Genomic DNA, 23,573 nt, shown 5'->3' on the forward strand with positions numbered 1-23,573 from the left:
ATTCCGTGGCGCGCGGGCGCCTTCGCCCCGGAAATCCAAAGCACTCCTGGCCGGGGCGCGCGTAGGGTCGGCCGCATGATCGATGTTCCGGAGGAACTGGCCGAGACCCAGGAAGAGATCAACGGGGAGGCGGGCCGGAGGTTCATCACGGACCTCCCACGTCTGACGGCCGATTTCCTGGACCGCTGGGACCTGCGCCTCGACGGCCACCCCATGCACGGCATGTGCGCCCTGGTCCTCCCGGTGGTCCGGACGACCGACGGCACCCCGGCGGTCCTCAAGCTCCAGATCCTGGACGACGAGAGCGAGGGCGAGCCGATCGCCCTGCGCGTCTGGGACGGCGACGGGGCCGTACGGCTCCTGGGCCACGACCCCGACACGGGCACGATGCTGCTCGAACGCCTCGACCCGGCCCGCATGCTGTCCCACGACCCCGACACCCACCGGGCCGTCCTGGTCATCGCCGACCTCCTGGCCCACCTGACCGCCACCCCGGCCCCGCCGACCGTGCGCCGCCTGTCCGACATCGCCACGGACATGCTGGAGCGCACCCCGCCGGTTCTGGCCCGCGTCCCGGACCCGGCCGACCGCCGTCTGCTCGCCGACTGCGCGGCGGCCCTCCGCGAGGTCATGACCGAACCCGGCGACCGTCTCCTCCACTGGGACCTGCACTTCGACAACGTCCTGGCCGCCGACCGCGCGCCCTGGCTCGCCATCGACCCCAAGCCCCTCGCCGGCGACCCCGGCTTCGACCTCTGGCCGGCCCTGAACAACCGCTTCGACCCGGCCGACGTCCGCTGGCGCTTCGACGCGATGACGGAGGTCCTGGGCCTGAACCGCGAACGGGCGAGGGCCTGGACCCTCGCCCGCCTCCTCCAGAACGCCCTCTGGGAGATCGAGGAACACCGCTCCCTCGACCCGGACGACGTGGAACTGGGCCACCGGCTCCGCTGACCGGTCCCGGCCGGGATCACCAGGTGTGGGCCACGTCCACCACGACACGGTCGGGCAGCTGGATCACCCGGAACGGCAGCCGGGCACGGACCCCGAGTCCGACCTGGGTCTGCCCCTCGAAGGTGCCGGCGAACTTGGTGTCCCGGAAGGTGCTGTACCCGGCGAGGTTCACACCGGGCAGGGCCTCCCCGAACTCACCGGGGTAAGTAGGCTCCCCGGCCTCCAGGTCGTAGCTCCACGCACCGATCCGGATGTCGAGAACCGCACCGCCGGCGACCGGTATGTACTCACCCGAGGGATCCGCCTCCAGCCGGTCCACGTACTGCACGTGATACCCGACCGCGCTCCCCCCTCCCGGCACGTCGAACACGAGGCGGTCATAGCACTCATGCCGCCCGGCCCTGACATCCACCAGATGCTCGCCCCCCTGAGCGACACCCCCCTTGCCGCCACTCCCCCACCCGACCGGACAGACAGCCGCCACCTTCGAGGCCTCCCCCACGGCCCCCGCGGTCCCCGCCGCAGCCCCCAAGGTGGCCCCCGCCAACACGAACACCGCCGCCACCACTCCGATTCGCCGCACCATGTCCCCCTGCCCCCCGTGTCCGTCGCTTGACGTCGCTTGACGTCGCTTGACGTCGCTGATGCCGGTTGAGACGGCCCGGTACGCCGGAAGGTTGTACGACAGAAAGGGACAAAACAGGGAGCCTCCCCTCCGTTACAGGTGTTCTTGCTCCGTCACGACCGGAGGCAGCGGTTCACAGGCCGCGTGCCAGGCAGGGGGAAGTGCGGCGACGCCCGTGCGCGCGGCGATCACCCCGCCCGCGATGGCGCACGTGGTGTCGATGTCGCCGCGACCGGCGACCGTGAACCACAAGCCCTCGTGCAGGTCGTCCAGGTGCCCCGCCGCGCACCACAGGGCGTACGGGACGGTGTCGGGCCCCGACATCCGGTAGCCGGAGCCCAGGACCTCCGCGGCGTGCCGGACCGAGGTGCGCTCCGGCATCCGGGCCGCGACCCGTATTCCCGACCGGACGTCGCTGTCGGGGAGCCGCTCGGCGACCGCCTGAAGGAAGTCCGACCGGACCGGGGCGTGCCCGCCCCGGCTGCGGTTGGCCAACGCCGCGGCGAGGGCGACCGCGACCGCCGCGGCGACCGCCTCCGGGTGCTGGTGCGAGACCGCGCCCTGACGGGCGGCCTGTTCGGCGACCGCGTCGAGGTCGGCGGAGTGCCAGGCGCCGAGCGGGGCGGCACGCATGGCCGCGCCGTTGCCCCACGAGCCTTGGCCGCCGAACTGTCCGGCGACCACCTCCTGCCAGGGCTCGCCCGCGCCGATCCAGCGCAGCACGTCGTGCATCGAGGCTCCGTACCCGCGGTGCGTGTCGTCGGCGTAGGCCGCCGCGAAGGCCAGAGCCAGGCGGTCCTGGTCGACGGTGCCATCGCCTTCGGCGAGTTCCCGGACGAGAACGAGTGCTTGGGCGGTGTCGTCACTCCACCGCCACAGAGGTTCGGGCGGCAGCGTCCGCGCCTCCAGGACGGCCGGACCGTCCCGGCGCAGGATGCCGAACCAACGGTCACCGAAGGCATCGCCGAACGCGAGCCCGTACAACGAATCCAGCACAACAGCGGGCACGGTGATCACCGGCAGAGTTTCGCAGCACGACGGCGCTCCCACACTGCGTTTGTTTCCGGAAGCCGTGCGGACGACCGGGACCCGCATCTGATCGGCTGCTCCCTCGTCGACCAGGCTCAGGTCCGCACCATGGCCACGCAGCGGCAGGCGCACGGCACGGCCGAAGCACCGGTGCCGCTGACCGAGGACGAGAGACGCCACGTACACACGGGTCCGGAACTCTGTCGAGACGCCCGACCACCTCAAAGGATGGGCACCAGCGCCCACCCGTCGGTCCGCTCCCCGCGCCCGTCACCCCACAGGGCCATAAGACATCCAACACACCGCACAACAGCCGGACCCGGAGCCGACGTACGGCGACATCGACGTGGACAGCTTCACGATCGAGCTGCGGACCACCGAGCGGCAGTGCGGTCCGGTCATCGAAACGGCTGAGCTGACGGATCGAACGAGCTTGAGCTACTCGCAGTCACTGATCAGTACCGCTTCGGCGAGGGTGATGCGCCACGCAGCAGCCGCGCGGGGATGGTCTGGACCGGCCTTTCCGCCTCGCTTCGTAGCAACCGAATCCCCACGAGACCGGCAACTGCGACGACACCGAAAACGACTCAGCGGCTCCCCGAGGGAAACCGCCGGCCAGAGAAAGAGCCCCCTGTCGGATTCGAACCGACGACCTACGCATTACAAGTGCGTTGCTCTGGCCAGCTGAGCTAAGGAGGCGTGGCCCCTCGCGGGGGCGCCCGTGCAGTGTACCCACGTCACAGGGTGCGCTCGTCGAAAATTTCCGCGAAGTTCACAGGGGTCCAGGTACTGACAGACCCGGTGAACGGGAGGTACCGTCCTGACCCAATCCACTCCCGTGGACTACACCACCGCGGAACGATCCGCGGCGGATCACCACCTTTACTCGGATCGTCCGGCACGTTCCTGCCGGTGAAGGGGGCCTACGACCCATGGCCACAGTTACGTTCGACAAGGCGACCCGGATCTACCCGGGTTCCACGAAGCCCGCCGTCGACAGTCTCGAGATCGAGATCGAGGACGGCGAGTTCCTCGTCCTGGTCGGCCCGTCCGGTTGCGGCAAGTCCACCTCGCTCCGCATGCTCGCGGGGCTCGAGGACGTCAACGGCGGCGTCATCCGCATCGGTGACCGCGACGTCACGCACCTGCCGCCGAAGGACCGGGACATCGCCATGGTGTTCCAGAACTACGCGCTCTACCCGCACATGACCGTCGCCGACAACATGGGCTTCGCCCTGAAGATCGCCGGCGTCAACAAGGCGGAGATCCGGCAGAAGGTCGAGGAGGCCGCGAAGATCCTCGACCTCACCGAGTACCTGGACCGCAAGCCGAAGGCCCTCTCCGGCGGTCAGCGCCAGCGTGTCGCGATGGGCCGCGCCATCGTGCGTGAGCCGCAGGTCTTCCTCATGGACGAGCCGCTGTCGAACCTCGACGCCAAGCTCCGTGTCTCGACCCGTACGCAGATCGCGTCCCTCCAGCGCCGCCTCGGCATCACCACCGTCTACGTCACCCACGACCAGGTCGAGGCCATGACGATGGGCGACCGGGTCGCCGTGCTCAAGGACGGTCTGCTCCAGCAGGTCGACACCCCGCGCAACATGTACGACCGCCCCGCCAACCTCTTCGTCGCCGGCTTCATCGGCTCCCCGGCCATGAACCTGGTCGAGGTCCCGATCACCGACGGCGGCGTGAAGTTCGGCAACAGCGTCGTCCCGGTCAACCGTGACGCCCTCAAGGCCGCCTCCGACAAGGGTGACACCACCGTCACCGTCGGCGTCCGTCCCGAGCACTTCGACATCGTGGAGCACGGCGGCGCCGCGGCCACCACCCTGTCGAAGGACACCGAGGACGCCCCGGCCGGCCTCGCCGTCTCCGTCAACGTCGTCGAGGAGCTCGGCGCCGACGGTTACGTCTACGGCACCGCCGAGGTCGGCGGCGAGACCAAGGACCTCGTGGTCCGCGTCAACGGCCGCCAGGTCCCCGAGAAGGGCGCCACGCTGCACGTCGTGCCGCGTCCGGGCGAGAACCACGTGTTCTCGACCTCCACGGGCGAGCGCCTCTCCGACTGAGCCGGATGAACCGGACGGGACGGACGGGACGGACGGGACGGACGGGACGGACGGGACGGACGGACGGACGGGACGGACGGGACGGACGGGACGGACGGACGGACGGACGGATGGGACGGACGCGCCGGACACGGCCGTTGCGATCATCATCCGTGACGGCCGTCGGTGAAACCCCCCAGCCGGGATAAATCACCCAGGTTGACGAAAAAGGCCCCGCAAACATTCGCGGGGCCTTTTTCATTGCCCCCAACTACCCCGGCAAATACGTCTGTTTCGACCTTCGTTCGTCAACCCGGCGCCCCGGACACGGCGCTTCGACATCCCCCGTATCGGTGACCTAATGTCGCCATATCACTACCCCGCGCTACCCTCACTCGCGTGAAGCACACCCACACCCACACCCAACGGACGCGGCGCGGTCGCGGCCCCGCCCGCCGGATCGGCCGTTCCCTGGCCCTGGTCCTGCCCGTCGTCATGGTCCTCTCCGGCACCCTCGCGGTGACCCGGGTCAACTGGTCGGGCACCGACCCCTCGGAGTCGATGCTCGCCGCCTCGGAGGTCTCCCAGCGCGCCAAGACCCGTGCCGCGCACGAGGTGCTGCGCGACAAACTCCTCCTCGAACTCCAGGAGGAGGACCCCGGCGTCGCCCTCACCCACCTCCAGCAGGCGGTGAACGGCCGCCCGGCACTGGCGAAGCACTGCACCTCCATCGCCCGCGCCCTCGGCCGCGCCGCCGTCCGTGCCTACGGCCCCACGCGCGCGCAGTCCTTCGCCCGCCCGGTCTGCGACACCTCCTTCGCGACAGGGGTGGCCGCCCAGTTCGGCTGAGACCACGCAGGACACCGCTGGGGGCCTCCCGGCGCCGCAGGGGCTCCCCGGGGAGCCGCCGGGCCCCCGGGAGCGCCCCGAGGGCCCCGGGGCTCGCCCCCACGCCAGTAGCGCCACACCGCCCCGTTTCCACCCCCGTACACCGATCACAGGGCCGTGCTCCCGCGAACGGGGCGCCACGTACAGTTCGGGTCATGACCGATCCGAACGCCGCGTCGCGCCCCGTTCAAGCCGTGGTCCTCGCCGGTGGCCAGGGCTCACGGCTGCGTCCGTACACCGACGACCGGCCCAAGCCCATGGTCGAGATCCCCGGTACGGGCACGCCGATCATCGGCCATCAGCTCACCTGGCTCGCCGAGGAGGGCGTGACCGACGTGGTCGTCTCCTGCGGCCACCTCGCCGACGTCCTGCAGAAGTGGCTGGACTCGGTCGACCTGCCGGTCCGCGTCACCACGGTCGTCGAGACGGAGCCCCTGGGCCGCGGCGGGGGCCTCAAGTACGCCGCCTCGCACCTCCCGCACCCCGACCAGCCCTGGTACGCCACCAACGGCGACATCTGGACCCGCTTCTCGCTGCGTGACATGGCGGACTTCCACGCCGAGCGCGACGCCCTCGCCACGCTCGCCCTGGCCCGCCCGCGCATCCCCTGGGGCGCCGTGAAGACGGACGGCTTCGGCCGCGTGACGGACTTCATCGAGGCCCCGCCCACGACGTACGAGATCAACGCCGGCGTCTACGTCTTCTCCCCGGAGTTCACCGACCTCCTCCCCGCCCGGGGCGACCACGAGCGCACCACCTTCCCCCGCCTCGCCCGAGAACGCCGCCTCGCGGGCTTCCCCATCCCCCAGGGCGCCTACTGGCGAGCCATCGACACGGCCAAGGACCTCACAGAGGCAGCGAAGGAACTGGCGGCCCTGGGCCGCTAGGGCACCTTTCGCAGCCACGGCTCCCCTTGGTTCTTGGGGGCGCGGGGAACTGCGCGAGAAGCCCCACACACCCGCACCCGCCGACGAACCCGAACCCCCGAGCTCTCAGGCGCCCTTGTCTCACACGCCCATGGGCCCCGCGCAAGATTCACGCGGGGCCCACAGCCACATCCCAACAGCTGACCGAACTACCCGAGCAAGCCCCCCACCAGCCCAGGCTGCCCACCCGAGGAACTACCCCCGGTCGACCCCCCGGAGGACCCCGTGGCCCCACCGGTCGTACCGCCGGAGGCACCCGCCCCCCCACTGGAACTCGGCCCGGCAGTGGTGCTCGGCACCTGCTGCTCCACCGGGGACGACTGCTGCGGCGGCGCCTGCCCGGCCGTCGCCCCCTGCGTCTGAGTCGGCTGCCCCCCGGTGACCGCACCGGTGTCCCGCGTGGCCCCCGGCGTGGTGGCCTCCTGCGAGGGCTGGGCCGAAGTGGCGCCCGCGGTGGGCGAGTTGGACGCGGACGGGCTGTTCTCGCGGCGGGCGCTCGGCTCACCCGGCAGCGGGGACCCCGGCAGTTCGTTGCGCGGCGCCTCCCCGGGTCCGGGAACCACGATCCGGTCGGCGTCCCGCACGGCACCGCCGAGCAACGACCCCACCAGCAGCGTCAGTCCGACCACGATCGCGGCGATCAGCGCGCCCCGGCGCAGTACGTAGCGCCGCAGCTCCCAGATGTCGGCGCGCGGCCCGAGCGTGCGCCAGGCGCCGCCCGCGAGCCGCCCGTCGACGGAGTACACCGGCGCGCCCGCGATGATCAGCGGGGACCAGGCGGCGAGGTAGATGATGTCGGGCGTCTCGTAGACGGGGACGGTCTTCCAGCTGACGGTGACCAGCAGCGCGGCCGACAGCAGCGCCCCGACTCCGGCGGCGAGGCGCTGCCACAGTCCGAAGACGGTCAGCACACCGACGATGACCTGGGCGAAGGCGATGACCAGCCCGGAGCCCACGGGGTGTTCGAGTGCGAACTGCCGCAGCGGCTCGGCGACTTCCCAGGGGTGCAGCGTGTTCAGCCACTTCACCATGGAGCCGCGCCTGCCGCCGTCGAAGTAGTGCGGGTCGCAGAGCTTGCCCATGCCGGCGTAGATGGAGATGAAGCCGAGGAAGACGCGCAGCGGCAGCAGCACCACGCCGAGGTTCATCCGCCGGCCGGGGTAATAGGCGTGCCGCACGGGCTCGTTGCCGACCCGCCGCCCGCCACGCTCGCCCGCGTCACCGTCGTACGAGCCGGCGAACTCCCCGTCCGCGAACTCGCCGTCGGCGAACTCCCCGTCGGCGTAGGCGTCCTGGCCGTACCGCGTCCGGTCGTACCGGGGTTCGTCGTACGCGCTGTCCACCGTGCGCATGGCGGGCAGCAGCCGGGTTCCGTCGGCGGCATGGTCACCGTGGGTGCGCTGGCTGCCGACGATGGGCGTCTCGACCGTCTCCACGGTCAAGTCGGCCGCGTAGCGCGCGCTTTCGTCGCCGTAGCGTCCGCTCTCGGGGTCGTAGCCACCGCCGCCCGTGCCGTCGACGCGGGGGATGACCTGGGTCGAGCCCGTGTCGCTCAGCGGGTCGGGGGCGGCGCCGACGACGCCGCCGCGCACCGCCTGGAGAAGCCGGTGGGCCCCGGTGTCGTCCGGCGCGGACTTCCCGCTCCAGACGACCGGCGCACGCCGACGCCCGGCAGCGGGCGCGCCGGAGCGCCCCGCCGTGCCCACGACGGGGATGCGCGCGGTGTCCTCGGTGGCGCTCAAGTGCCGTGCGATGCGCGGGGACGCCCGCGTGGAGACGCCCAACTGCACGCGGAAGCTCGCGTGGTTGACGATGACCTGCGCCGGATCGCTCGGCACCTTCACCATGCTCAGCGCGGGAGCGTCGTCGAATCCCGACTGGGATCCAGAGTTGGATCCCGAGTCGAATCGCGACGAACGGTCCCCCGTGGGTGTGCGGGGTGTTCTGGTGTCCACACTCATCTAACCGAGTGACGTGTCGTTAGGACACTGCTTTGACCGCCCCGATCTGTCCGGACCCCGTCAAGGTGATCCAGAACATCCAGAACCCCCGGTCAGAGCCCTCCTCAGGCCCGCCGACGCGCCACCTCGTACAACACAACCCCCGCCGCCACACCCGCGTTCAACGACTCGGCCCCACCCGGCATCGGAATCCGCACCCGGAAGTCGCAGGACCCCTCCCACCCGCGCCCCTCGCACCGCTACGCGGGCTTCGCGCCACCGCGCCGGCCTCCGGCCGTCGGGCTCCGCCGACCGAGCACGCCATCAGGCCCGCCGACGCGCCGCCTCGTACAGCACAACGCCCGCCGCCACACCCGCGTTCAACGACTCGGCCCCACCCGGCATCGGAATCCGCACCCGGAAGTCGCAGGTCTCGCCGACCAGGCGGGACAGGCCCTTGCCCTCGCTGCCGACGACGATCACGACGGGGCCGGACAGGGCCTCCAGCTCGCCGACCTCGGCCTCGCCGTCGGCGGCGAGGCCGACCACGACGACACCGGCCTTCTTGTAGGCCTCCAGCGCGCGCGTGAGGTTGGTGCAGCGGGCGACGGGCGTACGGGCGGCCGTACCGGCGGACGTCTTCCACGCGCCGGCGGTCATGCCGGCCGCGCGCCGCTCGGGCACGACCACGCCGTGACCGCCGAACGCGGAGACGGACCGGACGACGGCACCGAGGTTGCGCGGGTCGGTCACCCCGTCGAGGGCGACGATCAGCGGGTCCTCGCCCTCGTCGAACGCCGCGCTCACCAGGTCCTCGGGGTGCGCGTACTCGTACGGCGGGACCTGGAGGACGAGCCCCTGGTGGTTGAGCCCGTTGGTCATACGGTCCAACTCGGGGCGCGGCGCCTCCATGAGGTTGATGCCACCGCGCTCGGCCGCCAGCTGGAGCGCCTCGCGCACCCGCTCGTCGTTGTCGATGAACTGCTGGACGTACAGCGTCGACGCGGGCACGCCCTCGCGCAGCGCCTCGACGACGGGGTTGCGGCCCACGACCATCTCGGACGTGCCCTTGCCGCCCCGGCGTGCCACGGGCCGGCGCGCGGCCTGCTTCGCCTTGGCGTTCGCGATCCGGTTCGCCTTGTGCTTCTTGCGCATCTCGGCGGGCGGCGTCGGCCCCCTGCCCTCAAGACCCTTGCGCCGCTGGCCGCCACTGCCGACCTGCGCGCCCTTCTTGCCGGACATGCGGCGGTTGTTAGCGGCCATGACCTACCCGTCTCTGAGAAGCGTGTGCGCGTACGCGCCACGAGCCGTGCGGCCCGATCACGCGTACGTCGTCCTGTGTACGTAATGCAGTGTGCCGCCCGGATGGCCGGGCGGCACAATCGATCAAGGTGACCGGAGGTGATTTGTCCGGGTCAGCGCGGGCCGAGCGTCCAGCGCGGGCCGTCCGGGCTGTCCTCGATGACCAGACCGGACTGGTTGAGCTGGTCCCGGATGGCGTCCGCGGTGCCCCAGTCCTTACGGGCACGGGCCGCCTCGCGCTGCTGGAGCACCAGCCCGACGAGCGTGTCGACGACCCCGTGGAGGTCCTCGCCGCGGTCGGCGCCGTCACCGGCCCAGTGCGGGTCCAGCGGGTCGAGGCCGAGGACACCCAGCATGGCCCGCACCTCGGCGAGCCGCGCCACGGCCTCTTCCTTGTCGTCGGCGGCCAGCGCGCTGTTGCCCTGCCGGACCGTGGTGTGCACGACGGCGAGCGCCTGCGGCACCCCGAGGTCGTCGTCCATCGCCTCGGCGAACGCCGGCGGCACCTCGGCCGCGGGCTCCACGACCCCGCCCGCCTTCTCGACGACCCGCTGCACGAACCCCTCGATACGGGCGAACGCCGACTCGGCCTCGCGCAGGGCCTCCTCGCTGTACTCGATCATCGACCGGTAGTGCGGGGTGCCCAGGTAGTACCTGAGGACGATCGGCCGCCAGTGCTTGACCATCTCGGAGACGAGGACGCTGTTCCCCAGCGACTTGGACATCTTCTCGCCGCTCATGGTGACCCAGGCGTTGTGCACCCAGTACGCGGCGAAGGCGTCGCCGAAGGCCTTGGCCTGCGCGATCTCGTTCTCGTGGTGCGGGAAGATCAGGTCGAGGCCGCCGCCGTGGATGTCGAAGGCGCTGCCCAGGTACTTGTGCGCCATGGCCGAGCACTCCAGGTGCCAGCCCGGCCGGCCGCGCCCCCAGGGCGTCTCCCAGGTCGGCTCCCCCGGCTTCGCCGACTTCCACATGGCGAAGTCCCGCGGATCGCGCTTCCCGGTCTCGCCCTCGCCGGAGGGCTGCAGCAGGTTGTCCAGCTCCTGGTTGGACAGCTGCAGATACCCGGGGAAGGAGCGCACGTCGAAGTAGACGTTCCCGTCGGCCTCGTACGCGTGGCCGCGCTCGATCAGCCCGCGCATCATCTCGACCATCTCGGTCACATGCCCCGTGGCACGCGGCTCGTAGGTCGGCGGCAGGCAACCGAGCGCGTGGTACCCGTCGTTGAACGCGCGCTCGTTCTCGTACCCGATCGACCACCAGGGGCGGCCCTGGTCGGCCGACTTGGCGATGATCTTGTCGTCGATGTCCGTGACGTTCCGGACGAACGTCACGTCATAGCCCCGGTACTCGAACCACCGGCGCATGATGTCGAAGTTGAGCCCCGACCGGATGTGCCCGATGTGCGGGGCCGCCTGCACCGTGGCGCCACACAGGTAGATCGAGACACAACCCGGCGTGAGCGGGGCGAAGTCACGAATCTGCCGGGCGCTGGTGTCGTACAGGCGAATAGTCACGCCTCCAAGCGTAGTGGCCCGTCACCCATGCCCCGAGCCCTTCACCTCAAGGACGAGGAATTCGTGACGTATGCCCACCGGACCCGCGCAGGCCCTCCCGTCTCCGCACGTCACCCCACCCGCACCACCAGCGCCGTGGCCACCGCCATCACCCCTTCCCCCCGCCCGGGAAACCCGAGCCCATCGGTGGTCGCCCCCGACACCGACACCGGCGCCCCGACGACCTCCGACAGCACCTTCTGCGCCTCGTCCCGCCGCTTCCCGATTCTCGGCCGCTCTCCCACCACCTGCACCGCCACGTTCCCGATCACGAACCCCCCGGCCCGCACGATCCGCGCGGCCTCCGCCAGCAACGTCACCCCGGACGCCCCGGACCACTCCGGCCGCCCGGTCCCGAAGTGCTGCCCCAGGTCCCCCATCCCGGCGGCGGAGAACAACGCGTTGCACGCGGCGTGCGCCACGACATCCGCGTCGGAGTGCCCGGCGAGCCCCGGCCCCTCGCCCTCCCACTTCAGCCCGGCGCACCACAGCTCCCGCCCCTCCTCGAAGGCGTGGATGTCGGTACCGATCCCGACCTGCGGCAACACCACGGATCCCGGCAGCCCCGGCGTCTCAGAACCCATCGTTCAGCCTCCTGCGCGCCAGAACCGCCTCCGCGAGCACCAGGTCGAGCGGCCTGGTGACCTTGAACGCCTCCTCGTGCCCGGGGACGACCACGACCCCGAGCCCGAGCCGCTCCACCATGCTCGCGTCGTCGGTCACCTCCCCGGTGACCGTCCCGTGCGCCCGCACCAGCGTCTCCCGGTCGAATCCCTGCGGCGTCTGCACGGCCCGCAGCCGCGCCCGCGACGGCGTGGCGACGACCGGCTCGGGCACCCCCGGCGCGTCCGCCGGCTCGACCTCCTTGACCGTGTCGGCGAGCGGCAGCGCGGGCACCACGGCCGGCGCCCCGTCCCGTACGGCCTCGATGACGGCGTCGACCGTGTCGACGGGCACCAGCGGACGGGCCGCGTCGTGGACGAGGACGATGTCGTAGCCGGGCGGCAGCGCGTCGAGGCCGTGTTTCACCGATTCCTGCCGCGACTCGCCCCCGGGGACGACGAGGAAATCGGTCCGTTCGGGCAGGGCGTGCGCGTCCAGCAGGGTCTTGACCTCGGGCGCGCCGTCGGGCGGCGCCACGACGATCACGAGGGAGACGGCCCGGGACGCGGCCATGGCCCGCACGGCGTGGATCAGCATCGGAGTGCCGTTCAGCGCACGGAGCGCTTTGGGGGCGCCCGGACCGAGGCGTACGCCCCGGCCGGCGGCCGGGATCACGGCCGCCGTACGGGTCTGCGCGGGGGTTGCCGTACCGGTTCCGGAAGGCGAAGGGCGCGAATCGTCAGACATCGGTTCCTGTCAGGTTTGTGTGCTCGGCCTACGTGGGTATGGCCACAGCGTGCCGGGCGCGACACCTTGACCGGACCCTTCCGTGACATCTGGTCGAGCCAGCTGCCCCGGGCCCGGCACACCAGCACGAGTACGCAGTACTTCGCAGTACTTATGAGCACCGGGGCACGCCGAGCATCGCCAAGTATCGGGGACCCCATCCAGGCGTACGGCATCCGGGTACGAACATGCCGCAGCGCCCGGCGACAATACGTACGTCATCGGGCACCGCGGCATTTCGATGTGCTGCTTGCTGCTGCACTGAACGGCTGAGCGGGCTGGCTGCCTGCCACAGGTCAGTTCGGGAATGCAGTCAGTTCAGGACGCGAGGACCTCGTCGAGCAGGGCCTCGGCCTTGTCCTCGTTCGTGTTCTCCGCGAGGGCGAGCTCGCTCACCAGGATCTGGCGGGCCTTGGCGAGCATGCGCTTCTCACCGGCGGACAGTCCGCGCTCACGCTCTCGACGCCACAGGTCACGCACGACCTCCGCGACCTTGATGACATCACCGGAGGCGAGCTTCTCCAGGTTTGCCTTGTAGCGACGCGACCAGTTCGTGGGCTCCTCGGCATACGGCGCGCGCAGCACCTCGAAGACCCGGTCCAGGCCGTCCTGACCGACCACATCACGTACGCCGACGAACTCCGCATTGTCCGCTGGCACACGCACCGTCAGGTCGCCCTGAGCGACCTTGAGCACCAAGTAGGTCTTGTCCACGCCTTTGATCTGGCGAGTTTCGATGGCCTCAATCAGCGCGGCCCCGTGATGGGGATAGACCACGGTGTCGCCAACCTTGAACGTCATGTGACAGGTACCCCTTCCGTGGCTATCCAGGGTAACACGGAAACGGCGTGTTCTGAATGGCGTTTTCGCAGGTCAGGGCGCATCTCGGGGCTTGACAACAGCAACAGGAACGTGCTGCGAGGGCCGAACGGAAGAGGGTATTCGCAGGTCGGAGCGGCTCTCCGGGCACAGTGAAACGCGTACGTTACACGCATCCGGAGGAGTCCACGAGCGGCCGAACGTCCCGCTTTGTCCACGCCCAAGTGTGCGACTTCCGCTACTCCGTTCGGCGAGCGGAGTCGGGTACGAGTCGAATCCGGAATTGATCAAGAAGTTCGATCTACGGGCGCTGTTCCGCCGTTACCGGATCGTGTTCTGACGCCGTTCCGACACTCGTTCCGACACTCGTTCCGGCACCCGTTCCTGTGGCGTTCCGTCGCGTTCTGGCGGTCGATCGCTTTCTCGTGGCGCCTCGCATTCCTTGGCGGAAATCCGGGGCGCGGCGGCGGCGAGTTCGATGGTGGTTATGTGAATGCCGGACAGAGGTGTGGGTGGCGCGTCCTCAATTGCTTCCGGTGACATGTCGGGGACTTGGGGAGGGTCGGGTGCGGCGGCGGTGGGACGGCTCGGTAACCTAAGGCCGCTAACGACCACGTACCGCCCACGTTCTAGGAGTTGCCGCCGCCGTGAGCAGCAGCCTTCGACGCGGCGCCCTCGCCGCCGCCGCCATCGCGTTCTCGATCGCCTCACTCGCCGCGTGCGCCGCCGGCAACAACGCCCAGACGCTGGAAGTCAAGCCGGACAACGCGGCCACCAGCGTCGGCGACATCAAGATCCAGAACGCGATCGTGGTCACCCAGCCGGGCACCGAGACCAAGGGCCCCGCCGTCGTCTCCGCGACGCTGTTCAACACCGCCACGACCGACCAGACCCTGGACTCGATCACCGTGGACGGCGCCGGCACCGCCGAGCTGACCCCGGCCAAGGGCGAGGGCAAGGGCGGCAAGGTCGTCGTCCCGGCCGGCGGCTCCGTGATCCTGGGCGGCGAGAACAACGCCTCCGCGGTCCTGACGGACATCACCGACACGGTGAAGGACGGCAACGCCCAGCAGGTCACCTTCAACTTCAGCGAGACCGGCGAGGTCGGCCTGCGCGCCTTCGTGGTCCCCGCCGAGCACTACTTCGAGAAGTGGGGCCCGACCGACATCCCGGAGGCCCCCACCGCCTCCGCCTCGCCGTCCGAGGAGACCACCGGCTCCCCGTCCCCGTCCGACACGGGCTCGCCGTCCGCCGACGGGACGGACACCGAGGAGGAGGGCACCGCCGCGGGCTCGACGTCCTCCCCCTCCACGTCGGCCTCGGCCTCCGAGGAGACCGCGGGCCACTGAGGCCCGTACAGCCCGACCACGCCGAAGGGCGGCACCCTCCCAGGGGGTGCCGCCCTTCGGCGTACGACGCGCGTGTAGGCCGTACGGCCTACGGCCCGAAGCCGGGCCGGTCTACGGCTCGAACTTGTATCCGAGGCCACGCACGGTCACCAGATACCGGGGCGCGCCCGGGTCCGGCTCGATCTTGGCGCGGAGGCGCTTGACGTGGACGTCGAGGGTCTTGGTGTCGCCCACGTAGTCGGCGCCCCAGACGCGGTCGATGAGCTGCATACGGGTCAGGACGCGGCCCGCGTTTCGCAGCAGCATTTCGAGCAGGTCGAACTCCTTGAGGGGGAGGTCGACCTTGGAGCCCGAGACAGTGACCACGTGACGGTCGACGTCCATCCGGACGGGGCCGGCCTCCAGCGCGGCCGGGGTGACCTCCTCGGGCTCGCCGCGGCGGCGCAGTACGGCCCGGATACGGGCGACGAGCTCGCGGGAGGAGAAGGGCTTGGTGACATAGTCATCGGCTCCTATTTCCAGGCCCACGACCTTGTCGATCTCGCTGTCCTTGGCGGTCACCATGATCACCGGGACATTGGAACGGCCGCGCAGCTGACGGCAGACCTCGGTGCCCGGCAGACCGGGCAGCATCAGGTCCAGGAGGACGAGATCGGCTCCGTTGCGCTCGAACTCGTCGAGACCGTCGGGCCCGGTGGTCGCGATGGCGACCTCGAAGCCCTCTTTGCGGAGCATGTAGGACAGGGCGTCGGAGAAGGACTCCTCGTCCTCGACGACGAGCACTCGGGTCACGGAAGGACCTCCGGGGCGGGAAGCGGGTCGTACGGTCCGTACGGGGATGGGTCGGGGTGAGGCTGTCCGTCCTCGTCGTCGAGGTCCGGGTGCGGGTCCGCGCGGTCGCGGGACGCGCCCGCCTCCGGCAGCCTGAGGGTGAACGTGGAGCCCTGTCCCTCCGAGCTCCACACCGTGACCTCCCCGCCGTGCGAGGCGGCCACGTGCTTGACGATCGCGAGACCGAGACCCGTACCGCCGGTCTGGCGGGAACGGGCCGGGTCCACGCGGTAGAAGCGCTCGAAGATGCGCTCCTTGTCCTTGTCCGAGATGCCGATGCCCTGGTCGGTCACGGCGATCTCGATGTTGTCACCGCCGGGCGCGGTCACCCGGCGGGCGGCTATGCCCACACGGGTGCGGGCCGGGGAGTAGTTGACGGCGTTCTCGACGAGGTTGCCGAGGGCGGCGGCCAGCTGTCCGCGGTTGCCCCAGACGCGCAGTTCGGCGGTGCCGCCGGCGGCCATGGTGATCTGCTTGGTACCCGCCTGGTGGCGGCAGCGGTCGACGGCCTCGGCGACCAGCTCGTCCACCCGGACGGGCTCGGCGTCCTCCAGCGGGTCGTCGTTCTGCACCCGGGAGAGGTCGATGAGTTCCTGCACGAGATTGGTGAGCCGGGTGGCCTCGATCTGCATGCGCCCGGCGAACCGTTCCACCGCCTCCGGGTCGTCCGAGGCCCCCATGACCGCCTCGGAGAGGAGGGAGAGCGCGCCGACGGGAGTCTTCAGCTCATGGCTGACGTTCGCGACGAAGTCCCGCCGCACGGCCTCTATCCGGCGGGCCTCGGTGAGGTCCTCGACCAGGAGCAGCACCAGCCGGGAGCCCAGCGGCGCCACGCGCGCGGAGACGGCGAGCGCCTCGCCGCGTCCCGTGCCGCGCCGGGGCAGGTCCAGCTCGACCTGCCGTATCTCGCCGTCCCGGCGGGTCTCGCGGGCCATCTTCATCATCGGCTCGACGGCGAGCTTCCCCCCGCGCACCAGCCCGAGGGCGTACGCGGCGGAGCTGGCCTTGACGACGGCGTCCGCCTCGTCGAGCACGACGGCGGAGGAGCGGAGCACGGACAGCACGGTGTCGACGCCGGGCGGCAGCACCGGGTCCGTGTGCAGGGAGGTTCTGGTGGGACGCTTCTGCTCGCGCTCGCTGAAACGGAACGCCAGCATGGCGATGACGCCGGTGAGCACTCCGGCGATCGCTGCCGCTGCGGCGACCGCCGCGTTCACGTCCATGCAACCAGGTTAGGCACGAGGTCGGACATCCCCACAGCGATCGGAGGGCGACCTCGAACACTCGTCGCCCAGAGTTCACCTTGGAGCCAGTATTGGTTCATTTGAGATGGCTGAAACGGACGCGTACGGGTCGGAACGTGGGAGCGTGGGGTTCGTCCGGGCCCCCGGTCACCGTTCACCTTCGCCGTTCACTCGGTCGTTCGGTCGTCCTGGCCTGGCGGAACGGCTTCCGGCACGGCTTTTCTGGTTACCCACGAGCAGACGTACGTAAGAGAGGGACACCCTGATGCGGGACGCGTACCACGAGGAACTTGACTCGATCGGTGAGGGCCTGGTCGAGATGGCCCGACTGGTGGGGTCGGCTATCGGGCGCGCCACGACGGCGATGCTCGACGCCGACCTGAAGCTGGCCGAGAGCGTGATCGAGGCCGACAAGAAGGTCGACGACCTCCAGCACGACCTGGAGGCCCGCGCGATAGCCCTGCTGGCCAGGCAGCAGCCGGTGGCGACGGATCTCCGGATCGTCGTGACCTCGCTGCGGATGTCGGCCGACCTGGAGCGCTCCGGCGACCTCGCCCAGCACGTGGCCAAGCTGACCCGGCTCCGCTTCCCCGACAAGACGGTCCCGCGCGACCTGCACGCCACGATCCTGGAGATGGGCCAGCTCGCGCAGCGCCTGATGGCCAAGGCCGCCGAGGTGATCATCACCAAGGACGTCGACCTCGCGCTCCAGCTGGAGCAGGACGACGACGCGATGGACCTCCTGCACCGCACGCTCTTCCAGCACCTCATGGACGACCGCTGGAAGCACGGCATCGAGACCGCCGTCGACGTCACCCTCCTCGGCCGCTACTACGAGCGCTTCGCCGACCACGCGGTGTCCGTCGCCAAGCGCGTCGTCTACCTGGTGACCGGCGAACACGCGGACGAGCTGCAGGCGGACATCCAGCCCGTTACGGGGGTGGAGGGGGCGTAGGCCCTTCGGGGGCAGGCCTCTCGGTGCCGCGGCGCTCCGGCGGTCGGGGCCTCGGTGGGGCGTGCGGACGCCTCCATGCGCCGTTGATGCGCCCGGCTGAGCGGGCGTGCAATGGGGCAACCAATGGGCACGGGCGCCAGCCTTCGCTGCGCCGCCTTCCATGCCTTCGAGGAGGGACCATGGCCGAATCCCCCGCCACCCCGAGCACCCCGGACCCGACACAGGTCCGGGACACCCATCAGCCCGCCGACCTCAAGACCCTGCCCCTTTTCGGCGCCTGCGGCTGCGGCTCCGGATGCGCGTGCGGGTGCCAGTCCGGCAACCCGTGCCAGTGCGGCTGACCGCACACGGTCGCTCTCGTACGGGGTGAAGGGGGCCTGTCGCTGTGACGGACAGGCCCCCTTCACTCATGCGTGCGTGACTCACTTATGTACGCGACTCTCTTATGTACGCGACTCACCTTTGCGGGATGAACGAGCCCAAGTGGGGCGAACGCGCAACAAGCGCGCGAGGCATTTCGACCCGCGCCGCACACCTCCGCACGCCCTGTCCGGCAGCGCCCCCGGGATGGAACCATCCCCATGCCGACACCGGCAGTGACAACAACAGGGGGTCCCGCACATGTCCGTAGTGATGTCGATGCACTGGCCAGAGGTAACCCCGGAGCAGTACGACACCGTGCGAGACGCGGTCGACTGGGAGGGGGTCGCGGCGGCCGGGGGTCAGATCCACGTGGCCTGGTTCGACGACCGGGGCCTCCACGTCACCGACGTCTGGGACACCCAACAGGCCTTCGAAGCCTTCTTCACCGAACGCCTGGCCCCCGCCCTCCAGAAAGCCGCCCTCACAGGCACCCCCGAAACCACCATCACCCCCCTCCACCGCCGCTTCATCGCCCCGAACATCACGGGCACGGAGTAGCTCCGGCCCCACCCCACCCCGACACGACAAGGCCCCCTGCCGCGCGGCTGATCCGCGGTCAGGGGGCGCTTGTCGGGCGTTGCCTACTTCTTCTTGCCCTGGGTCTGGGGGGCCCGTTTTTGGGCCCTGGTCAGAGGGGTGTGCACCTCAACTGACCTGCTGTCGAGCGGTCGTTGGTGGTCGTCATCTGTCGTCGTTGGTCGTCCTCGGAGGGCCCACAGAGGGCCCGGTGACGGGGCCCGATCTGCCGCTCTCGGGGCGGGCCACCGGGCCGGGCCGTCGGCCGTCGTGTGGGGAAGAGCTAGAAGGAGCGGCCTACGGCCGCGCGTCTTTCGGCGCCCACCCGCGTCCGTCGCGTGCCACGTTGGCGACGTGCAGTCAGGACATCGAACCCGGATGCCTCGCCCCGGCTGACGGCCGCCTGACACCTTCTGACACCCGACCCTGACACCCAGCCCGTACGCGCCCGAGGACGGCAGTCCAGGGCGGGGGACTCCCGCTCGCCCCGCCTGGAATGCCGTCCTCGGGGCCTTCCAAGGGGCAGACGGCAGACCAGCGGGCACCGTCGGGCCCCTGCCGCTCCGAGGGGGTTCGGGAGGCTTTTCAGCAGGGGGCAGGACGGCCGTACCCACCGCGCCGCTGTCCCCGCCGGAAAAGCCGTCCCTGCTCCCCTTCCTAGAGAGTTGAGGGAAGACAGCGTCCGCAGCGTCCGGCGCGCCTCTCACACCACCTCTGACCAGCACTTTTCCTGCGGACGCTAAACAAAATATGCAGCGTCCGTCAGTGTCCGCAGCGTCCGACCACCCTCCGCTACTAAGAGCCGGTTTCCGCAGGTCACGACGTGCTCTTAGAGAGAGGCGGGTGCGGACGCTGCGGACACTGGCACTTCGAAGGGGAAGAGACCAGCCCGGCGGCGGGTGGTGTCTTGGTCCTCGGTCGCGCCAAGTCGGACGCTCACGCCGGTACGAGCAAGAGGAGCACCACCCGGCTTGTCGTGCTCCTCTTGCTCGTACCACCGGCAGATGGCACCTCCGCCCGCAGAGGGCCGAGAAACGGGCTCTGACCTGGGATGCGACAAGCGACAAGACAAGACAAGCGACAAGCCGCACGACAAGCGAGACGACAAGTGACGCGACAAGCGCGACCGGCCGATCCCTGGGCACTCGGGAGCTCCCGACCGCCACCGCGTCACACCGTCACACGTGACGGCCGCGTCACACCCAAACCCCTAGGCAGACCCGCTGTGACGCGAGCGTCACACCACCTCACACCAGCCCGTCACACCCGCCGACCGACCAGCGTCACACTTCGGGCAGACCAGCGCACGCGCGCGACGAAGCCCCGCAGACACGGCGGCCATCGCGCGCGAGCGCAGCTCGCTGCCAAGGATCGTGCGGCCGTGGCCGCACCTTCTAGCCTCTGCTCTGACGAGACTCTGGGTCTTCTTCCAGCACCTTCAAGACCGAGTCAGGGTCGCCGTTGTAGACCAAGTACGGCTCACCTGATGCGGGTGGTACGAACCGGTTCCGGTAACGGATCAGGTCGCTTTCCGCGAAGTAGATCGAGTTCGGATCGGCTTCATGGCGCGCGTTGCGCTTGCTCACACGCGACCAGAGTTCCCCATGGCTGACCTCCAGGTAGACCACCACCGAGTTCGCACCCGCGTCGGTCGCGATCGACCGCCAGTGAGCACGGTCGTCCGGCGTCCAGAAACCATGGTCGACCACCACATCGCGCCCGGCCAGGAGTTGTTGACTGAGTTCCACAGAGATCTCTTCGAGGACAGGACGCTCAAGGGTCGGGAACGTCCCTCGCGGGAAGTCCACCCCGTACACGCCATGTCGGCGGTACATCTCTTCGTCTGGGCACAGTCTGACGAAGCCACGGGCCGTCAGCTCACGTGACAGAGTCGTCTTTCCTGAGCCCGGAAGCCCCGCCATCAGGACGCAAAACGGCCGGCGGGCGTCGTTGGCGCCTGTCACTGCGCGACTTCCGATTCCGTTCGCCACTTGCGACCAGGGCCCCCGAGGTCAACGCCGTACTCAACAACGTTGCCCTCGCTGTCGACGAACTTCGCGGTCATCACGACCACTGGCTCCGTGGGCGGCTCCGCAGGGTCCAGCTCCAACAGCTCCGCATCCTCCGCCGTCAGCAGGCGCGCCGAAGCGGTGTCGATCCGGTGTGTGATCGGGCGGCCGGTGGCTTGGGCGATGAGCTGTAGCGAAGTCCCGCCGGTCAGGCGCTCGCTCTTCGCTAGCTGCGGGATCAGCCTGCCGTACCGGTCAGGAATCCATGAGGTCGAGTGCGCGACGATGCCGTGCCGGTCGCGGTACACACGGCGCCGCCTGATCACGTCCGCGCCAGGCTTGATGTCCAGTGCTTGCGCCACGTCTGTAGGTGCTGACACCACGGCTGCCTGGTGAGAGTCGGACCGTTCCCCGGACCCCCAGCTAGACCCGGTCTGGCGTCCCCGGTCCTGGCGCTGCGCCCCCGAGGACATCGGAGCGGGACGATCCAGTACCTCCGTCCCGATGCCGTGAATCCCCCTCACGAGCCCCTCGTTGCGCAGCTTCCGCAATGCCTTCTCGGCGGTCGCGGTACTGACCTTCCACTCCTGCGAGAGGTTCTTGATGCTCGGCAGGAGTGAGCCCGGCTGTAGCTCACCGGACGTGATCAGTTCCGCGTAGTGGGCGGCAATCTGCGCGTACGGCGCCCGATTGTCGGCCTGATCCGACATCTCGCTTGCTCCCTTGTCTCAGTGGGTCACTTCCCTAGCGTACCGCTTGACACCATAGGGTGCCCTAGGGAACCTTAGGGATGTGCCCGCCGGTCGGATCGCTCGATCGGGGACGGCCCTATCTGGCGTGCACTGATCTAAGAAACCCCTGGTCAACCCAGGGGGAAGCAAGGAGCGGCGCCCTAACCGCCAAGAAAGACCGCCGCTCCCTGACCCTCGAAGGGGTGTCTTCATGATGCCTGGAACCATCGCGCAACGGCGTGTCGACATGGTCAAGGTTGAGGCTGGTGCGGCCGTTGATGTCTCCGGTCTCACGAGTGCTGAGCGGACCGTGGCGCTGTACGCGTCGGACATGCCGACCCGGCGCCGGTACGGCTCGAAGGAGCAGGTGCGGGCGTGGGTCGTTCAGGGTGTCGAGCGGCTGGGCCGTAGGGAGCTGACGCGCCGGGCGCTGTTCTTCAACGGGCAGTTCCTGCTGGCGCTGGGTGGTCTGGTTCCCGTTCCGGCCCCGGTGCAGGCGAGGCACGACGAGCGGTTCCCGGACGCGTACCGACTGACGGTGGCCGGGCAGGCGACGGCGACCAGCGTGCTCTTCGACGGCATGAGCAAGGCTGCGATGAAGCGGAACGCGGCGGCGAAGGTCGACGGGCAGTGCCCGTGCGAGGACACCGGCCGGATGTTCATCGACATCGACGGTGACCCCGACCTGTCGTACGAGGTGGACTGCCCGGTCCACGCGTCCACCCCTCAGTTCGTCCGGGCGGGTCGCTGATGTCCGCCGTCGTGTCGGAGCTGCGTGTTCGGGTGGAGGGTGCGGTGCCCCGGCAGCCGTCTGATCTGCACTCGGCTGACACGCCCCTGGGCCGGGCGCGGGTGGCCCGTGGCTGGTCGCAGGACAAGGTGGTGCGGGCCCTGATGCTCCTTGCGGACAACTGGGGTTGGCAGATCGCTGCTGAGCAGTCGCTGCGCGTGTACATGTCGGACTGGGAGCGCGGGGTGCGCCGCCCGAACGAGACGTACCGCGTCCTGCTGTCCACCCTGTACCGGGCCACGCCGGACGACCTCGGCTTCACCGCGCCCCGGCGCGAGACCGCCATGGACGACCTGTCGGCGCGGGTCAACGAACTGGCCGCCGTGGTCGAACGGCTGACGGTCGCCCTGGGCGGCGTGCAGGGGGCGAGCGCATGAGTGCCACCGACCTGAACGGGCTGTTCGCCCGCGTGGCGGCTCCGGCCGCTCCCACCGTGCCTCTGGCATGGCGAGAGCGCCGCCGGGCGGGAGAGGACTTCCCCACCGTCCCGGCCGCCGGTCTGGAGTGGGCGCCGGTCGAGGTGGCCGCCGCGCTCTTCGAGGCGGGGGCCGATGCCGAGCTGGGGGAGACGGTGCCCAGCACCGACACCCTGTACGCGGTGCTGCGCGAGTCGGCCAGCGCCCTGGGCCCGGCCGGGATCGCCGAAGTCACCGCCATCTTCACCACCCTCGATCCGGTCGAGTTCTTCGAGGTGGCCTACTGCCAGCGGTACGCCTACCGGCTGGCCCTGTCCCTCTGGTACGAGGGCGCCCGCGCCCGGCCCATGACCGCCGGGGAGGCGGCCGTTGCGCTGTACCTCTCGGACGCCTACCGCCACCACCACATCGACCCGGCCACCTTCCGCCGTACCCCGCTGCTGGTGTCCCGAGCGATCCGGCAGGGCGCCGCCCTGGTGCCCGTCGAGACGCTGATGCGCCTCGGGGCGGCCATGACACGGGAGTTCGCCGTCACGGCCGTCACGCCCCCCGTGACGCCGGGTGTGACGCCCGTCGTCACACAGGTCAACGCCGTTGACGCCCCGTCGACGCCAAGGGTCGTCACAGCGCTCCCGGCGGGCCGTGACTGGCTCTACCGGCAGGCTCTGCCCGACTACCACCGGCGCCGGTTCTGCTTCGACCTCATGCGCTTCGACGCCCGTCAACCCTCCCCGCTCATCGTCCGCCTGGACGGCGGCGCCTACGCGGTCGGCGCCACCCCGCCGCCGGGCCCCGACGGCACATGGGCACGCACGCTACGGGCGGAGTGGTAA

Annotated in this window: 23 protein-coding genes, 1 tRNA gene and 1 pseudogene; 11 read left to right on the forward strand and 14 right to left on the reverse strand. The window is 70.2% G+C overall.

The window, feature by feature from the left end:
* Positions 1–75 precede the first annotated feature (75 nt).
* Positions 76–954: an aminoglycoside phosphotransferase family protein gene (locus F9278_RS21535; RefSeq protein WP_152169812.1), complete on the forward strand. Its 879-nt coding sequence runs from the start codon at positions 76–78 to the stop codon at positions 952–954.
* 16 nt (positions 955–970) lie between these two features.
* Here the strand turns inward: F9278_RS21535 and F9278_RS21540 are convergent, their stop codons facing one another.
* The 3 genes from F9278_RS21540 to F9278_RS21550 all read right to left on the reverse strand — a co-directional run bounded on the left by F9278_RS21540 (position 971) and on the right by F9278_RS21550 (position 3,307).
* Entirely contained in the window at positions 971–1,540 is a 570-nt protein-coding gene (locus F9278_RS21540; RefSeq protein WP_193241572.1) for an AMIN-like domain-containing (lipo)protein, read from the reverse strand.
* Positions 1,541–1,672: 132 nt separating this feature from the next.
* Positions 1,673–2,596 carry an ADP-ribosylglycohydrolase family protein gene (locus F9278_RS21545; RefSeq protein ID WP_404818933.1) on the reverse strand — a complete coding sequence of 308 codons (924 nt, stop codon included), beginning with the start codon at positions 2,594–2,596 and terminating at the stop codon, positions 1,673–1,675.
* Between the two features lie 637 nt (positions 2,597–3,233).
* Positions 3,234–3,307: transfer RNA gene (locus F9278_RS21550), tRNA-Thr, on the reverse strand.
* 233 nt (positions 3,308–3,540) lie between these two features.
* On the opposite strand from F9278_RS21550, the gene F9278_RS21555 reads away from it, so the two are divergent.
* From F9278_RS21555 to F9278_RS21565, 3 genes are all read left to right on the forward strand, one after another.
* Positions 3,541–4,677: an ABC transporter ATP-binding protein gene (locus tag F9278_RS21555; RefSeq protein WP_152169813.1), complete on the forward strand. Its 1,137-nt coding sequence runs from the start codon at positions 3,541–3,543 to the stop codon at positions 4,675–4,677.
* Between the two features lie 378 nt (positions 4,678–5,055).
* On the forward strand, positions 5,056–5,505 hold the full coding sequence (locus tag F9278_RS21560; protein ID WP_152169814.1) for a hypothetical protein: 450 nt from the start codon (positions 5,056–5,058) through the stop codon (positions 5,503–5,505).
* Positions 5,506–5,699: 194 nt separating this feature from the next.
* Positions 5,700–6,431 (forward strand): nucleotidyltransferase family protein, encoded by a 732-nt coding sequence (locus tag F9278_RS21565; protein ID WP_152169815.1) that lies wholly within the window; start codon positions 5,700–5,702, stop codon positions 6,429–6,431.
* A gap of 188 nt (positions 6,432–6,619) precedes the next feature.
* Here F9278_RS21565 and F9278_RS21570 read toward each other — a convergent pair whose 3' ends face one another.
* The 7 genes and pseudogenes from F9278_RS21570 to F9278_RS21605 form a co-directional block, all read right to left on the reverse strand.
* A complete protein-coding gene (locus F9278_RS21570) occupies positions 6,620–8,425 on the reverse strand; it encodes a DoxX family protein (protein ID WP_152174016.1) in 1,806 nt (601 codons plus the stop codon).
* Positions 8,426–8,535: 110 nt separating this feature from the next.
* Positions 8,536–8,631 (reverse strand): annotated as a pseudogene (locus F9278_RS21575) (23S rRNA (guanosine(2251)-2'-O)-methyltransferase RlmB); the annotation flags it as partial.
* A gap of 103 nt (positions 8,632–8,734) precedes the next feature.
* Positions 8,735–9,673, reverse strand: a complete 939-nt coding sequence (gene rlmB / locus F9278_RS21580) for a 23S rRNA (guanosine(2251)-2'-O)-methyltransferase RlmB (protein WP_152169816.1) — start codon at positions 9,671–9,673, stop codon at positions 8,735–8,737.
* 152 nt (positions 9,674–9,825) lie between these two features.
* Complete coding sequence (cysS, locus tag F9278_RS21585; RefSeq protein WP_152169817.1) at positions 9,826–11,229, reverse strand: cysteine--tRNA ligase; 1,404 nt, start codon at positions 11,227–11,229, stop codon at positions 9,826–9,828.
* 110 nt (positions 11,230–11,339) lie between these two features.
* Complete coding sequence (gene ispF / locus F9278_RS21590; RefSeq protein ID WP_152169818.1) at positions 11,340–11,852, reverse strand: 2-C-methyl-D-erythritol 2,4-cyclodiphosphate synthase; 513 nt, start codon at positions 11,850–11,852, stop codon at positions 11,340–11,342.
* Complete coding sequence (gene ispD, locus F9278_RS21595; protein ID WP_152169819.1) at positions 11,842–12,618, reverse strand: 2-C-methyl-D-erythritol 4-phosphate cytidylyltransferase; 777 nt, start codon at positions 12,616–12,618, stop codon at positions 11,842–11,844. The genes ispF and ispD overlap by 11 nt, the downstream gene beginning before the upstream one ends.
* 357 nt (positions 12,619–12,975) lie before the next feature.
* Positions 12,976–13,458 (reverse strand): CarD family transcriptional regulator, encoded by a 483-nt coding sequence (locus tag F9278_RS21605; RefSeq protein ID WP_003953493.1) that lies wholly within the window; start codon positions 13,456–13,458, stop codon positions 12,976–12,978.
* 665 nt (positions 13,459–14,123) lie between these two features.
* On the opposite strand from F9278_RS21605, the gene F9278_RS21615 reads away from it, so the two are divergent.
* Complete coding sequence (locus F9278_RS21615) at positions 14,124–14,825, forward strand: copper chaperone PCu(A)C (RefSeq protein ID WP_152169820.1); 702 nt, start codon at positions 14,124–14,126, stop codon at positions 14,823–14,825.
* Between the two features lie 111 nt (positions 14,826–14,936).
* Here F9278_RS21615 and F9278_RS21620 read toward each other — a convergent pair whose 3' ends face one another.
* Both F9278_RS21620 and F9278_RS21625 read right to left on the reverse strand, forming a co-directional pair.
* Positions 14,937–15,617 carry a response regulator transcription factor gene (locus tag F9278_RS21620; protein ID WP_009340348.1) on the reverse strand — a complete coding sequence of 227 codons (681 nt, stop codon included), beginning with the start codon at positions 15,615–15,617 and terminating at the stop codon, positions 14,937–14,939.
* Entirely contained in the window at positions 15,614–16,879 is a 1,266-nt protein-coding gene (locus tag F9278_RS21625; protein ID WP_152169821.1) for a sensor histidine kinase, read from the reverse strand. The genes F9278_RS21620 and F9278_RS21625 overlap by 4 nt, the downstream gene beginning before the upstream one ends.
* Before the next feature lie 286 nt (positions 16,880–17,165).
* Between F9278_RS21625 and phoU the strand changes: the two genes are divergently transcribed.
* The 3 genes from phoU (at position 17,166) to F9278_RS21635 (ending at position 18,776) form a co-directional block, all read left to right on the forward strand.
* The gene (phoU, locus tag F9278_RS21630) at positions 17,166–17,855 is read left to right on the forward strand and encodes a phosphate signaling complex protein PhoU (RefSeq protein ID WP_152169822.1); all 690 of its coding nucleotides are present in this window, start codon (positions 17,166–17,168) and stop codon (positions 17,853–17,855) included.
* Positions 17,856–18,034: 179 nt separating this feature from the next.
* Positions 18,035–18,196, forward strand: coding sequence for a hypothetical protein (locus tag F9278_RS46255; protein ID WP_193241573.1), 162 nt, complete (start codon positions 18,035–18,037; stop codon positions 18,194–18,196).
* Between the two features lie 280 nt (positions 18,197–18,476).
* Entirely contained in the window at positions 18,477–18,776 is a 300-nt protein-coding gene (locus F9278_RS21635) for a hypothetical protein (protein WP_226966845.1), read from the forward strand.
* A gap of 1,412 nt (positions 18,777–20,188) precedes the next feature.
* Here F9278_RS21635 and F9278_RS21640 read toward each other — a convergent pair.
* A complete protein-coding gene (locus tag F9278_RS21640; RefSeq protein WP_152169823.1) occupies positions 20,189–20,785 on the reverse strand; it encodes an AAA family ATPase in 597 nt (198 codons plus the stop codon).
* On the reverse strand, positions 20,755–21,513 hold the full coding sequence (locus tag F9278_RS21645) for a GntR family transcriptional regulator (protein ID WP_152169824.1): 759 nt from the start codon (positions 21,511–21,513) through the stop codon (positions 20,755–20,757). Before F9278_RS21645 ends, F9278_RS21640 begins: the two co-directional genes overlap by 31 nt.
* A 232-nt stretch (positions 21,514–21,745) precedes the next feature.
* On the opposite strand from F9278_RS21645, the gene F9278_RS21650 reads away from it, so the two are divergent.
* Genes F9278_RS21650 through F9278_RS21660 form a run of 3 tightly spaced genes read left to right on the forward strand, consistent with a single transcriptional unit; the run spans position 21,746 to position 23,573 of the window.
* Complete coding sequence (locus F9278_RS21650; RefSeq protein WP_226966847.1) at positions 21,746–22,285, forward strand: hypothetical protein; 540 nt, start codon at positions 21,746–21,748, stop codon at positions 22,283–22,285.
* Positions 22,285–22,701: an XRE family transcriptional regulator gene (locus tag F9278_RS21655; protein ID WP_152169825.1), complete on the forward strand. Its 417-nt coding sequence runs from the start codon at positions 22,285–22,287 to the stop codon at positions 22,699–22,701. The genes F9278_RS21650 and F9278_RS21655 overlap by 1 nt, the downstream gene beginning before the upstream one ends.
* A complete protein-coding gene (locus tag F9278_RS21660) occupies positions 22,698–23,573 on the forward strand; it encodes a hypothetical protein (RefSeq protein WP_226966848.1) in 876 nt (291 codons plus the stop codon). Before F9278_RS21655 ends, F9278_RS21660 begins: the two co-directional genes overlap by 4 nt.

The organism is Streptomyces phaeolivaceus, from assembly GCF_009184865.1.
In the GTDB taxonomy this organism is placed as follows: domain Bacteria; phylum Actinomycetota; class Actinomycetes; order Streptomycetales; family Streptomycetaceae; genus Streptomyces; species Streptomyces phaeolivaceus.

Excerpts from the sequence above, each read along its gene's own strand:
- F9278_RS21535 (WP_152169812.1), top strand. The coding sequence starts at position 76 with ATGATCGATGTTCCGGAGGAACTGGCCGAGACCCAGGAAGAGATCAAC.
- F9278_RS21540 (WP_193241572.1), bottom strand. The coding sequence starts at position 1,540 with ATGGTGCGGCGAATCGGAGTGGTGGCGGCGGTGTTCGTGTTGGCGGGG.
- F9278_RS21555 (WP_152169813.1), top strand. The coding sequence starts at position 3,541 with ATGGCCACAGTTACGTTCGACAAGGCGACCCGGATCTACCCGGGTTCC.
- F9278_RS21565 (WP_152169815.1), top strand. The coding sequence starts at position 5,700 with ATGACCGATCCGAACGCCGCGTCGCGCCCCGTTCAAGCCGTGGTCCTC.
- rlmB (WP_152169816.1), bottom strand. The coding sequence starts at position 9,673 with ATGGCCGCTAACAACCGCCGCATGTCCGGCAAGAAGGGCGCGCAGGTC.
- ispF (WP_152169818.1), bottom strand. The coding sequence starts at position 11,852 with ATGGGTTCTGAGACGCCGGGGCTGCCGGGATCCGTGGTGTTGCCGCAG.
- ispD (WP_152169819.1), bottom strand. The coding sequence starts at position 12,618 with ATGTCTGACGATTCGCGCCCTTCGCCTTCCGGAACCGGTACGGCAACC.
- F9278_RS21605 (WP_003953493.1), bottom strand. The coding sequence starts at position 13,458 with ATGACGTTCAAGGTTGGCGACACCGTGGTCTATCCCCATCACGGGGCC.
- F9278_RS21625 (WP_152169821.1), bottom strand. The coding sequence starts at position 16,879 with ATGGACGTGAACGCGGCGGTCGCCGCAGCGGCAGCGATCGCCGGAGTG.
- phoU (WP_152169822.1), top strand. The coding sequence starts at position 17,166 with ATGCGGGACGCGTACCACGAGGAACTTGACTCGATCGGTGAGGGCCTG.
- F9278_RS46255 (WP_193241573.1), top strand. The coding sequence starts at position 18,035 with ATGGCCGAATCCCCCGCCACCCCGAGCACCCCGGACCCGACACAGGTC.
- F9278_RS21635 (WP_226966845.1), top strand. The coding sequence starts at position 18,477 with ATGTCCGTAGTGATGTCGATGCACTGGCCAGAGGTAACCCCGGAGCAG.
- F9278_RS21645 (WP_152169824.1), bottom strand. The coding sequence starts at position 21,513 with ATGTCGGATCAGGCCGACAATCGGGCGCCGTACGCGCAGATTGCCGCC.
- F9278_RS21650 (WP_226966847.1), top strand. The coding sequence starts at position 21,746 with ATGATGCCTGGAACCATCGCGCAACGGCGTGTCGACATGGTCAAGGTT.
- F9278_RS21655 (WP_152169825.1), top strand. The coding sequence starts at position 22,285 with ATGTCCGCCGTCGTGTCGGAGCTGCGTGTTCGGGTGGAGGGTGCGGTG.
- F9278_RS21660 (WP_226966848.1), top strand. The coding sequence starts at position 22,698 with ATGAGTGCCACCGACCTGAACGGGCTGTTCGCCCGCGTGGCGGCTCCG.